This is a genomic window from Cedecea colo, assembly GCF_011808225.1.
GTDB lineage: Bacteria > Pseudomonadota > Gammaproteobacteria > Enterobacterales > Enterobacteriaceae > Dryocola > Dryocola colo.
In genome coordinates this window covers 38930-54828 of record NZ_SOYS01000012.1, presented here as the reverse complement: position 1 = coordinate 54828, position 15899 = coordinate 38930, and the positions used below count along the sequence as shown (strand labels likewise).

Genomic DNA, 15899 nt, shown 5'->3' with positions numbered 1-15899 from the left:
CAGCATGGTCTGGAATTCTGGCGCCTTACAGACAGTGAGAGAGATCACAGAACCCGGCTCGTTTAGCAACGGTTTAAACGCATCAAAAATAGGTTAATAATCTTACTTATCAATAGATTAATGGCCGCGTAGCACAGTTTCGTAGAAATAAGAATGCCATTTGACCTGTGTGCGCTTTCCCGATAACTTGGAAATCCGCTGGAAGCTTTCTGGGTGGGTTCTGTGCCCATCATATTTATGCAGTAATTAAGATTCCCTCTAAAGCAAGTCCTCAACACTTGTGAAACCGGATGCGTTGGCTTTTAAGAGGGCGCACGCGAGGTGAGCGTAGAGACGCAAACCCCGTCGCCATGCCCTTGCTGTGCCCACGCGCAAACGGTATCGGGAATCACGTAGAGCCTGGGGAGGTTCACTGATATGTTGTACGATAAATCCCTTGAGAAGGATAACTGTGGTTTCGGCCTGATCGCCCACATAGAAGGCGAACCTAGCCACAAGGTAGTGCGTACTGCTATTCACGCACTGGCCCGAATGCAGCACCGCGGTGCAATACTCGCCGATGGCAAGACCGGTGACGGTTGCGGCCTGCTGCTACAAAAACCCGATCGCTTTTTCCGTATCGTTGCGGAAGAGCGCGGCTGGCGTTTAGCCAAAAATTATGCCGTTGGCATGATTTTCTTAAGTAAAGACGACGCGTTAGCCAGCGCCAGTCGTCGTATTGTTGAAGAAGAGCTGCAAAAAGAAACCCTGTCGATTGTTGGCTGGCGCGAAGTGCCAACCAATGAAGACGTGCTCGGTGAAATCGCCCTCTCCTCCAAGCCCCGCATCGAACAAATTTTTGTTAATGCCCCGGCCGGCTGGCGTCCGCGTGATATGGAACGTCGCCTGTTTATTGCCCGTCGCCGCATTGAGAAACGCATCCAGGATAAAGATTTCTACGTTTGTAGCCTCTCAAATCTGGTGAACATCTATAAAGGTCTGTGTATGCCGGCAGATTTGCCGCGCTTTTACCTGGACTTGGCGGATCTGCGTCTGGAATCGGCCATTTGCCTGTTCCACCAGCGCTTCTCCACCAATACCGTGCCACGCTGGCCGCTGGCGCAACCGTTCCGCTATCTGGCGCACAACGGTGAAATCAACACCATTACCGGTAACCGCCAGTGGGCGCGCGCGCGTACCTATAAATTCCAGACGCCGCTGATTCCTGATCTGCATGATGCCGCGCCGTTCGTTAATGAAACCGGCTCCGACTCCAGCTCAATGGATAACATGCTGGAGCTGCTGTTAGCAGGCGGGATGGACATCGTTCGCGCTATGCGTTTACTGGTGCCGCCGGCCTGGCAGAACAACCCGAATATGGACCCGGAGCTGCGCGCCTTCTTTGACTTTAACTCTATGCACATGGAGCCGTGGGACGGCCCGGCCGGTATCGTTATGTCCGACGGACGTTTCGCCGCCTGTAACCTGGACCGTAACGGCCTGCGTCCTGCGCGCTACGTTATCACCAAAGACAAGCTCATCACCTGCGCCTCTGAAGTCGGCATCTGGGATTATCAGCCGGACGAAGTGGTGGAAAAAGGCCGCGTTGGCCCGGGCGAGCTGATGGTTATCGACACCCGTATCGGCCGTATTCTCCACTCGGCAGAAACCGACGAGGAGCTGAAAAGCCGCCACCCTTATAAAGAGTGGATGGAAAACAACGTGCGACGTCTGGTGCCTTTTGAAGATCTGCCGGACGAAGAAGTGGGCGCCCGTGAGCTGGATGACGATACGCTGGCAAGCTATCAGAAACAGTTTAACTACAGCAGCGAAGAGCTGGATGCCATCCTGCGCGTGCTGGGTGAAAATGGCCAGGAAGCGGTCGGTTCAATGGGTGACGATACCCCGTTTGCCGTGCTCTCCAGCCAGCCACGCATTATTTACGATTATTTCCGTCAGCAGTTTGCGCAGGTAACCAACCCGCCAATCGATCCGCTGCGTGAAGCACACGTGATGTCGCTGGCCACCAGCATCGGCCGCGAGATGAACGTCTTCTGTGAAGCAGAAGGCCAGGCGCACCGTCTGAGCTTCAAATCACCGATTCTGCTGTGGTCTGACTTCCAGCAGCTAACCAATCTGGATGAAGAGTATTATCGCGCCGACACGCTGGATATCACCTACGATGTGACGGAGAAATCGCTGCACGAAACCGTAAGCGCGCTGTGCGACGAAGCCGAACGCATGGTACGTAACGGCACCGTGCTGCTGGTGCTCTCTGACCGCAACATTGCCAAAAATCGTCTGCCGGTTCCGGCGCCGATGGCGGTTGGCGCGATCCAGACTCGCCTCGTTGAGAAGAGCCTGCGCTGCGACGCCAACATCATCGTTGAAACCGCAAGCGCCCGCGATCCGCATCATTTCGCGGTGCTGCTGGGCTTCGGCGCAACGGCAATCTATCCGTACCTTGCCTACGAATCACTGGCAAGACTGGTGGATACCGGCGCGCTTGATAAAAACTATCGCACGGTGATGCAGAACTACCGCAACGGCATCAACAAAGGGCTGTATAAGATCATGTCCAAAATGGGCATCTCGACTATCGCCTCTTACCGTTGTTCGAAGCTGTTTGAAGCCGTTGGCCTGCATAAAGAAGTTTCCGAGCTGTGCTTCCAGGGCGTGGTCAGCCGTATCGGCGGCGCGGGCTTTAGCGACTTCCAGCAGGATCTGCTGAACTTGTCGAAACGTGCATGGCTGGTGCGTAAGCCGCTGGATCAGGGCGGGCAGTTGAAGTTCGTCCACGGCGGCGAATATCACGCCTACAACCCGGACGTGGTGCAAACGCTACAGAAAGCGGTCCAAAGCGGCGAATACAAAGATTATCAGGAATACGCGAAGCTGGTGAACGAGCGTCCGGTGGCAACGCTGCGCGATATGCTCGCGCTGAATCCGCAGGGCGAAACCATTCGTATTGAAGACGTTGAGCCAGCCACCGAGCTGTTCAAACGCTTCGATACCGCGGCCATGTCTATCGGCGCATTAAGCCCGGAAGCGCACGAATCCCTGGCAGAAGCGATGAACAGCATCGGCGGAAATTCTAACTCCGGCGAAGGCGGCGAAGACCCGGCGCGTTACGGCACCAATAAAGTGTCCCGTATCAAGCAGGTAGCTTCCGGCCGCTTCGGCGTAACGCCGTCTTATCTGGTCAACGCCGACGTCATTCAGATCAAAGTAGCCCAGGGTGCGAAGCCGGGTGAAGGTGGTCAGCTACCGGGCGATAAAGTCACGCCTTATATCGCAAAACTGCGCTATTCCGTGCCTGGCGTGACGCTGATTTCTCCGCCGCCGCACCACGATATTTACTCTATCGAAGATCTGGCGCAGCTTATTTTCGACCTCAAGCAGGTCAATCCGAAGGCGATGATCTCCGTCAAGCTGGTTTCCGAGCCGGGCGTCGGCACCATCGCGACCGGTGTGGCAAAAGCCTATGCGGATCTGATTACTATTGCCGGTTACGACGGTGGTACAGGCGCAAGCCCGCTCTCCTCCGTGAAGTACGCGGGCTGTCCGTGGGAGCTGGGTCTGGTAGAAACGCAGCAGGCGCTGGTCGCCAACGGCCTGCGCCACAAAATCCGTTTGCAGGTGGATGGCGGTCTGAAAACCGGCCTCGATATCATCAAGGCGGCGATTCTGGGCGCGGAAAGCTTCGGCTTCGGTACGGGCCCAATGGTTGCGCTGGGCTGTAAATACCTGCGTATTTGCCACCTCAACAACTGCGCGACGGGTGTTGCAACCCAGGACGAAAAGCTGCGTAAGAACCATTATCACGGCCTGCCGTTCCGCGTGACCAACTACTTTGACTTTATCGCTCGGGAAACGCGTGAGCTCATGGCGCAGCTGGGCGTGAAACGTCTGGTGGATCTGATTGGCCGCACCGACCTGCTCAAAGAGCTGGACGGTTTCACTGCCAAACAGCAAAACCTGGATCTGTCGAACCTGCTGAAAACGGCTGAACCTATGCCGGGCAAAGCGGTGTACTGCACCGAACATAACCCGCCGTTCGATAAAGGCGATCTGAATGCGCAGCTGCTGGCTCAGGCGAAGCAGTATGTGGACGATAAGCAGAGCAAAACGTTCTGGTTTGATATTCGCAATACCGATCGTTCAGTTGGCGCGATGCTCTCGGGCTATATCGCGCAGCACAACGGCGATCAGGGGCTGGCCGCCGATCCGATCAAAGCGCACTTCAGCGGCACCGCGGGCCAGAGCTTCGGCGTGTGGAACGCGGGCGGCGTTGAGCTGCACCTGACCGGCGATGCCAACGACTACGTCGGCAAAGGCATGGCGGGCGGTTTGATTTCCCTGCGTCCTCCGGTGGGTTCCGCCTTCCGCAGCCATGAAGCGACCATTATCGGTAATACCTGTCTGTATGGCGCAACCGGCGGCAAGCTGTATGCCGCAGGCCGCGCGGGTGAGCGTTTCGCGGTGCGTAACTCCGGTGCCATCACCGTGGTGGAAGGCATTGGCGACAACGGCTGTGAATACATGACCGGCGGTATCGTCTGCATCATCGGTAAAACCGGCGTTAACTTCGGCGCGGGCATGACGGGCGGTTTCGCCTACGTGCTGGACGAAGACGGCGATTTCCGTAAGCGCGTTAACCCTGAGCTGGTTGAGCTGCTGGCCGTTGAAGAGCTGGCCATCCATGAAGAGCATCTGCGCGGTATGATCACCGAGCACGTGCAGCTGACGGGTTCCCAGCGCGGCGAAGAAATTCTGGCAAACTGGCCTGCCTTTGCCGCGAAATTCACGCTGGTTAAACCGAAGTCCAGTGATGTCAAAGCATTGTTGGGTCACCGTAGTCGAAGCGCCGCCGAGTTGCGGGTGCAGGCGCAGTAAGAGGTCACGATGAGTCAAAACGTATATCAATTTATCGACTTACAGCGCGTTGATCCGCCAAAGAAACCGCTTAAGATCCGTAAAATTGAATTTGTGGAAATTTACGAACCGTTCTCAGAAGGCCAGGCCAAAGCACAGGCAGACCGCTGCCTGTCCTGCGGCAACCCGTACTGCGAATGGAAATGTCCGGTTCATAACTACATCCCAAACTGGCTGAAGCTTGCCAACGAAGGGCGCATTATTGAAGCGGCTGAACTGTCTCACCAGACAAACAGCCTGCCGGAAGTGTGCGGCCGCGTTTGCCCGCAGGATCGCCTGTGCGAAGGTTCCTGTACGCTGAACGATGAGTTCGGCGCCGTCACCATCGGCAACATCGAGCGCTATATCAACGATAAAGCGATTGAGATGGGCTGGAAACCGGACCTGACCGGCGTAAAGCAAACCGGTAAACGCGTGGCGATTATCGGCGCTGGCCCTGCGGGGCTGGCCTGTGCGGACGTGCTGGCGCGTAACGGCGTGAAAGCGGTGGTTTATGACCGCCATCCGGAAATCGGCGGCCTGCTGACCTTCGGTATCCCGGCGTTCAAACTGGAAAAAGAAGTGATGACCAAGCGCCGCGAAATCTTCAGCGGTATGGGCATCGAATTCAAGCTCAACACCGAAGTGGGTCGCGATGTACAAATCGACGATCTGCTTAACGAGTTTGATTCCGTTTTCCTCGGCGTGGGCACCTATCAGTCCATGCGCGGTGGTTTAGAGAATGAAGACGCGCCGGGCGTATTTGACGCGCTGCCGTTCCTCATCGCTAACACCAAACAGATTATGGGCTTTGGCGAAACTGCTGAAGAGCCGTATGTGAATATGGCAGGCAAACGCGTTGTCGTGCTGGGCGGTGGCGATACCGCGATGGACTGCGTGCGAACTTCTGTTCGCCAGGGCGCAACGCACGTTATCTGTGCTTATCGTCGTGACGAAGAGAACATGCCGGGTTCTCGCCGCGAAGTGAAAAACGCGCGCGAAGAAGGCGTAGAGTTCCAGTTCAACGTGCAGCCGCTGGGCGTTGAAATTAACGCGAACGGTAAAGTATCGGGTGTGAAATTTGCACGTACCGAGCTGGGCGCGCCAGATGCTAACGGGCGTCGTCGTCCGGAAATCGTCGCGGGTTCAGAGCACGTAGTACCTGCCGATGCGGTTGTCATGGCGTTTGGTTTCCGTCCACACAGCATGCAGTGGCTGGAAAAACACAGCGTTGAGCTGGACAGCCAGGGCCGTATCATCGCGCCGGAAGGCAGCGAAAACGCGTTCCAGACCAGCAACCCGAAAATCTTTGCCGGTGGCGACGCGGTGCGTGGTTCTGACCTGGTAGTAACGGCGATTGCCGAAGGCCGCAAAGCGGCTGACGGGATCCTGAACTTCCTCGAAGTGTAATAGTCGGGTGACGCTTGCGCTTACCCGACCTACGAAATCGTTTAAATCGTAAAATGGATAAGTGACAGCCCCATCCAGATGTCGTTAAAAAGCCCGGAAAGCGTTAAGCTCCGGGCTTTTTTTATGCTTCCAGCGCGCTGCGGTGCAGCTTGATAACAACTTTTTTAATGGTTTCCGACCGGGTAACTACGCAGCCTGGCTTATGAGGTTCAAGGGGCATAAACACGGCAAACTGGCCGGGACGCAGCGTCAGCGTTTGTTCGTTGTCAATGCGATTGCAAAGCTGATAATCCTCCTCCAGATGAAGCTCTTCACATTCACGCGCGCTCTCAAAAAGGCCGTAATAAATCCGTTCTGTTCCCGTCAGCAACACCTGAATATCGATGTAGTCCCGATGCTGCTCCGCTTTTTTCATCTCCGGCGCCTGGGTGGAAAACTCCATAACGTTCATAAACAGCTTTTCGCCCTGTACAGGATAGCTGCCCGGCGCTTTATGCTCCGGTTTCTGCGCCATGGCCAGACGAATGGCGTTAATCAGCGCCTCGGGTAGCCCTGCGGATTCAGGGTAAAGACTCTCTCCGGTAATCATGATATGACTTCCTGTGCTAACAGCGCGGCCCCAAGCAGGCCCGCATTATGTTTGTATCTGGCGGCCAGAAGCTGAGTGCGATAAGTTTTTGGCTCCCCGCTAAGAAATGTGCTGACCAAATCCAGATACCCTTCGCTTAGACCGACACTGCCGCCAATCACCACGCACTGACAGTCCGTCGAAGCTTTGATATCGGCAATCAGGCGAGCCAGCGTTTGCGCCGAACGTTGCTTTAATGCAATAGCCTGAGGATGTCCCTGCTGCGCGCGGAAAAAAATCGTTTTCGCATCGCACCCCGACAGATCGTCCTTTGCCGCAGCCGCAATACCGCGCCCTGAGGCTATAGCTTCCACACAGCCGATACGCCCGCAGCCGCAGCGCGGCCCGTTTGGATCGGCAAGCGTGTGACCGAGATGGCCGGCAAGCCCTCCCGTTCCGACCAGCAGCCTGCCATCGCTGATAATCCCGCCGCCGACTCCCGTCGAGACCGTCAGAAACACCATGTCGCCGATCTCCTCTCGCAGCGCGTGATACTCCGCCCAGGCCGCAGCCTGGGCATCATTCACGGCAATACAGGGAAGCCGGGTAAGCCGGGTCACCACTTCAACCAGCGGAAAATGGGCAAGGCCGCCAAGGTTTTCGGGATTGATGGCGTTCAGCGCACCATCCTGAATAATCCCGGTCGAAGCAATGGCTACGCGTTGCGCACGTGCCGCTAATGGTGCGACCAGCTCGGCCAGACAGATCTGTAAAGCATCCTGCGTTTTGCTGGCAGGCGTCGCCAGTTCGTATCTGTCGATAACGTACATTTCTTTGTCGATTAACGCGGCAGCGAGTTTCGTGCCGCCGATATCAATTGCAAGCGTCGTCATTTCACCGCCTTCTCGACTAATGCGCTTTTGCTGCCTGCATGCACCGCGCCGCTAAAAGGTTTGCCGTCGATGGAATCATGCGTGCGCAAGGCTTCCGGATGAATCCAGCGCTGAATGCGCGACGGCATATCCAGCCCGATAAGCAGGATGACAACAAAGGTCAGGCTGAACGAAAGCGAAGCCAGCGCGGTTCCCAAATCCAGACGCTGGGCAATGGTCGCGCCAATCACCGGCGCCAGCGCGCCGCCGAGGGCGCCCACGTTGTACGTGAAGCCTAATCCCGCCGCCCTTTGTTCGGTATCGAAATAACCGCCGATTAATTTTGGCAAAATACCGGAAATGCCCTGCCCCAGCATCTGCTGGAAGAACAGCAGCAAGCCCAGCACCCAAATATTCCCACCGCCGATAGCGAACACCGGGATTATCAACAGCTGGGAAACCAGCAGACTACAAACATAGGCCTTGCGCGTTCCCAGCCAGTCGCCAAGGAAACCGCCCACGCAGCAGCCAACCGCGGCGCCAAAGCCGCTAAAGAACAGCACATGGGCCACCGTGGCGGGATCGTAGGCCAGCTCGGTCTTCAGATAAGTGGGCAGCAGCGCCTGAATCGGCCACGAATAGAGGAAGGCGAAGAACACCACAATCATAAGCGTGACGCCCGTCGGCCAGCGCTTACCGCTGCTTTGCACCATAAAGCTGATAAATGCCGCAGCACAGATTAGCCCCAGAACTGCGATGATAACCGCATTCCCGACATCGCCTGCAAAGCAGAAGTAGAGCGCTGTCGCAACTACAAGGGTCAAACCAATATTGATAATGCGGTGCTCGCCACGATAAAGAATATCAACCATGGTTTTGACCGGTTTTTTATCGGCAAACTTCTCGTGCCAGTCTTCCGCTTCCGGGATATTTTTACGCAGCCAGAGGGCGAAGATAATGGGCAGAATGCCGATAAAAAACAGCGCGCGCCAGCCCCATACGGGTACCACAACGCTATAAATCTGTGCCGCCAGCACGGCCCCGACGGAGAAACCTGAGATTAAGAAACCGCTCGCCTTGTTACGCAGATGCTTTGGCCAGCTTTCGATGACGTAGGTGGCGCTGGAGCCATATTCCCCTGCCATCCCCATGCCGATTACCAGCCGGGCAATAAACATGGTGGTAAAACCTGGCGCGAAACCACAGGCCAGCGTACCGCAAGAAAAGAGAACGATGCTGGTAATCATGGCAAGTTTACGGCCGTAGCGATCGCCCATCGCCCCCAGCACCAGGCCACCAAACCAGCGGGAAATAAACGCCGCGGAGATAAGGCTCGCGGCCTGGACGGTGGTCAGGCCAAATTCACTTTGTATTTCAGTTAACACTAATGCTATCAGGACAAAATCGAAACCATCCAGTAAGTAGCCAATCCATGCGGCGGAAAATGCCTTCCATTGCGGCTTAGTCAGATGGCGATACCATGAGATCTGTTGGGTAGTGTTATTCATAAAGCACTCCCGGCGCGGATTAATGATAATCCGCCCTTTTGTTAGGCCCGATTAGATTTTATAAATGCCGGTTACCCGGCATCGTATATCAGAACGTTGCGCGTTCCGCCTGTAACTGCGCCGCCAGCGCTTTCAGCTCCGGCAGGTATTGCTCGTCTACCGGCGCAAAAGGTTTGCGGCATAGCGGCACGGCAACGATATCCATGTAGTGCAATAGCGTTTTCAAACCGCGGAAGACGCCGACTTTAATCAGCACATCGATAACTTTGTTGCACTCGCTTTGCAGGTGCATTGCGCGCTGCACGTCGCCTTCCTGTATCGCACGTTTGATGGCCAGATAACGCCAGCCCATCACGTTATAGGTGCTGCCGATGCCGCCGTCTGCACCCGCCAACAGGCCAGAGGCAAAGATTTCGTCGTAGCCGTTGTAGAGCACCAGATCGGGATGGGCGCGGCGGATTTTTTCCATCTCATACAGATCGCCGGAAGTTTGTTTAAGTGCGCCTACGCCCGGCAAATTAATCAGCGTTCCGACCTGATCCAACGTCAGCTTCACGCCGCTTAAAGCCGGTATATTGTAGACCACCATCGGCAGACCGCCGGATGCATCAATCACCGCACGGTAATGATCGCAGTGTTCGTTAAAGCTAAACGGATAGTAAAAAGGCGTGACGGCGGAAACGGCGTCAAAACCATAGCGATGTGCCGCGCCTGCCAGATTCTGGCTCTCCTGAGTGCTGATAGCGCCTACATGAGCAATCAACGTTATTTTGCCTTTCGCCTCTTCAGCAACAATTTCCAGCACCTGCTCACGTTCCTGCGCGTTTTGTAAAAACGCTTCCCCGGTAGAACCGCCGACATAAAGGCCATCCACGCCCTGCTCGATGTTGAAGCGTACAAGACGACGCAGGCTTTCCGTATCCACCTGCTGTTGTTGATTAAAGGGAGTCAGCAGTGCCGGCATCACACCCCGAAGATTCTGTGTCATAAACGCCTCTTATTGTCTGGTTTAGATTATAACGATATACCTTTATACCTGTTATACCAGAGCGAAAAGTAAACGCCATACCGGCAGAGCGTCAGAATGTGATCTTGTTCATATGAAATTGCGATGGTCGATCGTGTATTGCCCTGAAACTTACGATCGATGCTGGTTCAGCAAAGGTTATTTCTTCGCGCTACGTTTGCGTGGCACGGCATAATAAGCGGCGAATACGCTTTTAAGATGGGCTTTTAGCGCGGCTTCTGCGGCATCGGGGTCGCGTGCCTGGATCGCTTTAAGGATCGCAATATGCTGCTGATAGCTGACGTTATTATGAGCATGAAGCTCTTCCTGCGGCACCGAAGGACGGGCCGCAATCAGCCAGTCCAGCAAAGCGACATGCACGGCCATGAAGATCGGGTTCGCAGGAATTTCCGCCAGTTCGCGGTGAAATTCGATATCGGAGCGAATAAAGAGTTCGTTGTCGTCCAGCGCCTGGCTGTTTATTTCCAGCGCCTTTCCAAGACGCTCAATCTGCTCCTGCGTGGCAAACTCCGCCGCATAGCGCACCAGGCTGGATTCGAAAAACATCCTTAGCTGTTCGAAATGGGCGATGCCGCCAGGACGGGAGAGGAAATCTTTCGCCACGCCGGATAGCTCACCAATGATGGTGTCTGCGGAAGGACGTGAAACACGGGCGCGTTCACCGTTGCTGATTTGCACCAAACCCTTGCGCTTAAGCGCAGCCAGCGCCTCACGTACGGAAGGACGGCCAACGTTGAAAAAGGCCATCAGTTCGCGCTCGGACGGCAGCTGTTCGCCTTCAGCAAATTCGCGCCTGCGAATCATCTGCTCAAGCTCTTCCTCTACCATTTCCGAGAGCTTTTTACGCGCAAGCGGACGACGGCGCATCGCATGCCCGATGGTTTCAGTCGTCTGGTCTGCCTGGTCGTCAAATGTGCTCATAGCGTCAGAAAAGGGCCATTTTTAAGGGAAGGAGTGAATAATAATCTTCTGGATCATAACACAGCAATTCCAGACTTACGAAACAAGAGGTCGGCTGGCGCGGGCAATAAAAAAGCCAGTCGTCAGACTGGCTTTCGGTTTTACTTCACTACGCGCAAAGCCGGACGGCCACCGCGCGGAGGAGGATCGTCATTCGGGCTATTGTCATCTTCATCATGATCCGGGCGATCGCCATCGATCACCTGCATCATCATTTCCGAATCGGATGCTGCCTGTGCGTTATCGCTCTGGCTTTCTACATCCTCGTCATAGCTGGCTTCCGGCTCAAACATCGTGCCAGCGCCGTTCTCACGAGCGTAGATAGCCAGTACCGCAGCCATAGGAACAAATACCTGACGCGGCACGCCGCCAAAGCGCGCATTAAATCGCACTTCGTTGTTAGCCAGCTCCAGGTTTCCTACTGCACGCGGCGCGATATTCAGGACAATTTGCCCGTCTCGCGCATATTCCATTGGGACATGCACGCCCGGCAATGTCACATCCACAACCAGGTGCGGTGTGAGCTGGTTATCCAGTAGCCACTCGTAAAAAGCACGGAGCAGATAGGGACGACGCGGTGACAATTGCGACATATCCATCAATTAGCCTCGGGTCTGCAGACGCATTTCGCGCTCGGGTTCGGTCAAAGAGGCGAGGAAGGAGTCACGTTCGAATACGCGAGTCATGTAACCTTTCATCTCTTTAGAACCCGCGCCTGCCAGCTCGATACCCATCTGCGGTAAACGCCACAGCAGCGGCGCCAGATAGCAATCCACCAGGCTGAACTCATCGCTCAGGAAGAAAGGCTTCTGGGTAAAGACCGGGGCAATAGCCAGCAGCTCTTCACGCAGCTGCTTACGGGCGATGTCCGCTTCCTGTGCTGAACCGTTCATCACGGTATTCATCAGGGTGTACCAGTCTTTTTCGATGCGGTGCATATACAGACGGCTTTCACCACGTGCCACAGGGTAAACCGGCATCAGTGGCGGATGCGGGAAACGCTCATCAAGATATTCCATGATGATGCGGGATTCCCACAGGGTTAGTTCGCGGTCAACCAGGGTCGGTACGCTGTGATTTGGGTTGAGGTCAATCAGATCCTGAGGCAGGTTATCCGTTTCCACATGCTCAATTTCAACGCTAACACCCTTTTCGGCCAGCACGATACGTACCTGGTGGCTATAGATGTCAGTAGGACCGGAAAACAGCGTCATCACCGAACGTTTGTTGGCAGCGACAGCCATGAAAACCTCCAAGTTTATTCAGAAAATTACTGCTAATAGCCGCAAGCGGCGACTAACCTGACTGTTGATTACCCAACTCACTCGGACTGCCATCAGCTCGCCTGGATACCAGACGAAAACAAAATGATGCCGACATTTGGGCAGAAAATTGGTTGATAGTTTACCAGATTTTACCGGTTTTGTGGGGAATGGATCTGGAATTTGCGAAAAAGCAACTTACTATCAAACAGTTAAAATAAATAATATAAATTTCTGGCATAAAAAAACCCGGTACAAGACCGGGTTTTTTGCCAATTGCCCTTCTGCGTGAACGCAGAAAACAATTAACGTTTGGAGAACTGTGGACGACGACGTGCTTTACGCAGACCGACTTTCTTACGTTCAACCTGACGAGCATCACGGGTAACGAAGCCAGCTTTACGCAGTTCGCCACGCAGGGACTCATCATACTCCATCAGAGCGCGGGTGATACCGTGACGGATCGCACCAGCCTGACCAGAGATACCACCACCTTTAACAGTGATGTACAGATCCAGTTTCTCAACCATGTCGACCAGTTCCAGCGGCTGACGGACTACCATGCGGGCAGTTTCACGACCGAAGTACTGTTCCAGAGAACGTTGGTTGATAACGATTTTGCCGCTGCCTGGTTTGATAAACACACGAGCTGCGGAACTTTTGCGGCGACCAGTGCCGTAGTATTGATTTTCAGCCATTGCCATAATCCCGATTAAATGTCCAGAACTTGCGGTTGCTGCGCCGCGTGGTTGTGCTCGGTGCCCGCGTAAACTTTCAGTTTACGGAACATAGCACGACCCAGAGGGCCTTTCGGCAGCATGCCTTTAACCGCGATTTCAATCACACGCTCAGGACGGCGGGCAATCATCTCTTCAAAGGTCGCTTGTTTGATACCACCGATGTGGCCGGTGTGATGGTAATACACTTTGTCAGTACGCTTGTTGCCGGTTACAGCAACTTTTTCTGCGTTCAGAACGATGATGTAATCACCAGTATCAACGTGCGGAGTATATTCCGCTTTGTGCTTACCGCGCAGACGGCGAGCCAATTCAGTAGCCAGGCGACCTAAGGTCTTGCCGTCAGCGTCAACAACATACCAGTCGCGCTGTACGGTTTCTGGTTTAGCTGTAAAAGTTTTCATTAAAAGCTTACCCAATATATAGTTACACGTTGGTGAACACCCAAACGTTTAAAATCAGTTGAGGTTCACGCGACATTGTCCAGCAAACCTACCCCTTCGAATAGCCTATGCCGGCACGACAAAAGTTTTGGGAAAAAAACTTTGGTTGTAACGTGGGGTCGCAAGATTATAGAGAAGTCGTCCTCAAAGATCGACCATAATTTATCTTTCCAGCGACATATCGATTTTTACGGCATGTGCGGCAGGCGCAAATACTCTTCACTTTGCATTTCCTGCAGGCGTGACAGACAGCGCTGAAACTCAAACTTCAGCCTTTCCCCTTGATAAATATCGAATAATGTTGCACTGGCAGATACCACCAGCTTTACATGGCGTTCGTAAAATTCATCCACCAGCGCGATAAAACGACGAGCTTCGTTTTCGGTTGTGGTGGTCATAACGGGCACGTTGAACAGCATAACGGTGTGGAACAGGCGCGATAAGGCGATGTAATCATGCTGGCTGCGGGCATCCACACACAGCGTCTGATAATCCACCGCCAGCGTCTGATTGGCTGTACCCAACGTTGCCAGCGGGCGATGATTGATCTCCAGAATCGGCTCGCCTTCACGCGGCGTACCCGCCAGCGCGGTATATAAGCGTTCCATTTGTTGTGCCGTTGCATCGTCCAGCGGCGCCAGCCACAGATGCGCCTGCGTCAGGGTACGTAGCCGGTAATCGATGCCCGCATCCACGTTCATCACGTCACAATGTCGTTTTATCGCTTCGATGGCAGGCATAAAGCGCGGTCGTTGCAGGCCGTTGCGATAAAGCTCGTCCGGTGGGATGTTGGAAGTGGCGATTAAAGTAATGCCGCGGGCGAACAGCGCCTTCATTAAGGTACCCAGCAGCATGGCATCGGTAATATCCGAAACGAAGAATTCGTCGAAGCACAGGATATCTGTCTCAGCCTTAAATCCATCGGCAACGATTTCAAGCGGATCGCTGTGTCCCTGCAACTGCGTAAGTTCTTCGTGCACGCGCAGCATAAAGCGGTGGAAGTGCAGGCGCATCTTGCGTCGGCCAGGTAAACTCTGAAAGAACATATCCATAAGCCAGGTCTTTCCTCGCCCGACTCCACCCCACATATATAAGCCGCGCACGGGTTCATCGCTGGCTGGCGCGGCGCGTTTCCCAAGCAGTTTGCCAAACTTCGCCCTCAATCCGCCGCTTTCAGCGGACGCTGAGCTTTTATTTGTAAGCGCTTGATAAACCGCTTCAAGACGTGCTACAGCTTCGCGCTGGACGTCATCCGCCTGGTAGCTGCCCTCAGCCAGAGCCTGCTGATAGCGCGATGTAGGGGAGAGATTTTGCATGGTATTATGGTATTCCCTTAGAAATCGTATTGCCGTTTACTGATGTTCTTTAAGTACGGATGTCGAAAAAAGGTCGTTCTACCCTAAGCGAAGCTGCGTCAGGATTCCACTTCTCTTAGGTTAGCGGTTATAGTGGCTACATTACCCTACGGATTCACAAGATAACGGGAGAAGTACATGACCTGGGAATATGCGCTTATTGGGTTAGTTGTCGGGATTATCATTGGTGCCGTCGCCATGCGTTTTGGTAACCGCAAGCTGCGTCAGCAGCAGGCTTTACAGTATGAGCTTGAGAAAAACAAAGCGGAGCTTGAAGAATACCGCGAAGAGCTGGTCAGCCACTTTGCCCACAGTGCAGAGTTGCTCGATAACATGGCACACGATTATCGTCAGCTGTATCAACACATGGCGAAGAGCTCCAGCAGCCTGCTGCCAGAACTCTCCGCTGAGGCCAACCCTTTCCGCAACCGTCTGGCTGAATCCGAGGCCAGCAACGATCAGGCGCCGGTGCAGATACCGCGCGACTACTCGGAAGGTGCGTCAGGGCTGTTGCGTACCGAGCGTGCAAAACGCGATCAAGCACGGTAATAAGTTTTTTTTCCGGGGCATGCCGCTCGTGCCCCAAATCTCATCTCGTCACGACTATCATTTAAGCATCTGGTCTCATTCATCAACATTGTTACCCGGCTGATATTTCAATAATATCGGAGTGTCATACCTTTTAGCCTTCGAGTTGCAGCCAGGCGGCAAAGGAGTGACAAATTCGGCGTAAGCCGGTAAGCCGTTTTGAACGCTGTCTGCAGCGGCCCGCAGGGGAATCTCCCTAAAAGCTTACTTAAGTAAGTGACCGGCGCAAGGGCATGCAGCTTGAAAGATAACGGGTAAACGGGTTTTCCTTTTTCC

The 15899-nt window shown here is 54.3% G+C and carries 13 protein-coding genes; 3 read left to right on the top strand and 10 right to left on the bottom strand.

Annotated elements, in window-relative coordinates:
- Positions 1–417: 417 nt before the first annotated feature.
- Together gltB and E2L00_RS19300 are read left to right on the top strand one after the other, a co-directional pair.
- On the top strand, positions 418–4875 hold the full coding sequence (gltB, locus tag E2L00_RS19305) for a glutamate synthase large subunit (protein WP_167614569.1): 4458 nt from the start codon (positions 418–420) through the stop codon (positions 4873–4875).
- A 9-nt stretch (positions 4876–4884) separates the two neighbouring features.
- Entirely contained in the window at positions 4885–6303 is a 1419-nt protein-coding gene (locus tag E2L00_RS19300) for a glutamate synthase small subunit (RefSeq protein ID WP_167614568.1), read from the top strand.
- A gap of 121 nt (positions 6304–6424) precedes the next feature.
- On the opposite strand, the gene nanQ is transcribed toward E2L00_RS19300, so the two are convergent.
- The 10 genes from nanQ to zapE form a co-directional block, all read right to left on the bottom strand.
- Entirely contained in the window at positions 6425–6892 is a 468-nt protein-coding gene (gene nanQ / locus E2L00_RS19295; protein WP_167614567.1) for an N-acetylneuraminate anomerase, read from the bottom strand.
- Entirely contained in the window at positions 6889–7764 is an 876-nt protein-coding gene (gene nanK / locus E2L00_RS19290; RefSeq protein WP_167614566.1) for an N-acetylmannosamine kinase, read from the bottom strand. Before nanK ends, nanQ begins: the two co-directional genes overlap by 4 nt.
- Complete coding sequence (locus E2L00_RS19285; RefSeq protein ID WP_167614565.1) at positions 7761–9251, bottom strand: MFS transporter; 1491 nt, start codon at positions 9249–9251, stop codon at positions 7761–7763. Before E2L00_RS19285 ends, nanK begins: the two co-directional genes overlap by 4 nt.
- An 88-nt stretch (positions 9252–9339) precedes the next feature.
- Positions 9340–10239, bottom strand: a complete 900-nt coding sequence (nanA, locus tag E2L00_RS19280; RefSeq protein WP_167614564.1) for an N-acetylneuraminate lyase — start codon at positions 10237–10239, stop codon at positions 9340–9342.
- A gap of 177 nt (positions 10240–10416) precedes the next feature.
- Positions 10417–11199, bottom strand: a complete 783-nt coding sequence (locus E2L00_RS19275) for a transcriptional regulator NanR (RefSeq protein WP_167614563.1) — start codon at positions 11197–11199, stop codon at positions 10417–10419.
- A 140-nt stretch (positions 11200–11339) separates the two neighbouring features.
- Positions 11340–11837 (bottom strand): ClpXP protease specificity-enhancing factor, encoded by a 498-nt coding sequence (gene sspB / locus E2L00_RS19270; protein ID WP_167614562.1) that lies wholly within the window; start codon positions 11835–11837, stop codon positions 11340–11342.
- 3 nt (positions 11838–11840) lie between these two features.
- Positions 11841–12482, bottom strand: coding sequence for a stringent starvation protein SspA (sspA, locus tag E2L00_RS19265; protein ID WP_167614561.1), 642 nt, complete (start codon positions 12480–12482; stop codon positions 11841–11843).
- 323 nt (positions 12483–12805) lie between these two features.
- Positions 12806–13198 carry a 30S ribosomal protein S9 gene (gene rpsI, locus E2L00_RS19260; RefSeq protein WP_003025138.1) on the bottom strand — a complete coding sequence of 131 codons (393 nt, stop codon included), beginning with the start codon at positions 13196–13198 and terminating at the stop codon, positions 12806–12808.
- Between the two features lie 14 nt (positions 13199–13212).
- Positions 13213–13641 (bottom strand): 50S ribosomal protein L13, encoded by a 429-nt coding sequence (gene rplM, locus E2L00_RS19255; protein WP_167614560.1) that lies wholly within the window; start codon positions 13639–13641, stop codon positions 13213–13215.
- A gap of 227 nt (positions 13642–13868) precedes the next feature.
- Positions 13869–14996 carry a cell division protein ZapE gene (gene zapE, locus E2L00_RS19250; RefSeq protein WP_167614559.1) on the bottom strand — a complete coding sequence of 376 codons (1128 nt, stop codon included), beginning with the start codon at positions 14994–14996 and terminating at the stop codon, positions 13869–13871.
- 177 nt (positions 14997–15173) lie between these two features.
- Here zapE and zapG point away from each other — a divergent pair, with 177 nt between their 5' ends.
- Positions 15174–15584 (top strand): Z-ring associated protein ZapG, encoded by a 411-nt coding sequence (gene zapG / locus E2L00_RS19245; RefSeq protein ID WP_167614558.1) that lies wholly within the window; start codon positions 15174–15176, stop codon positions 15582–15584.
- Positions 15585–15899 lie beyond the last annotated feature (315 nt).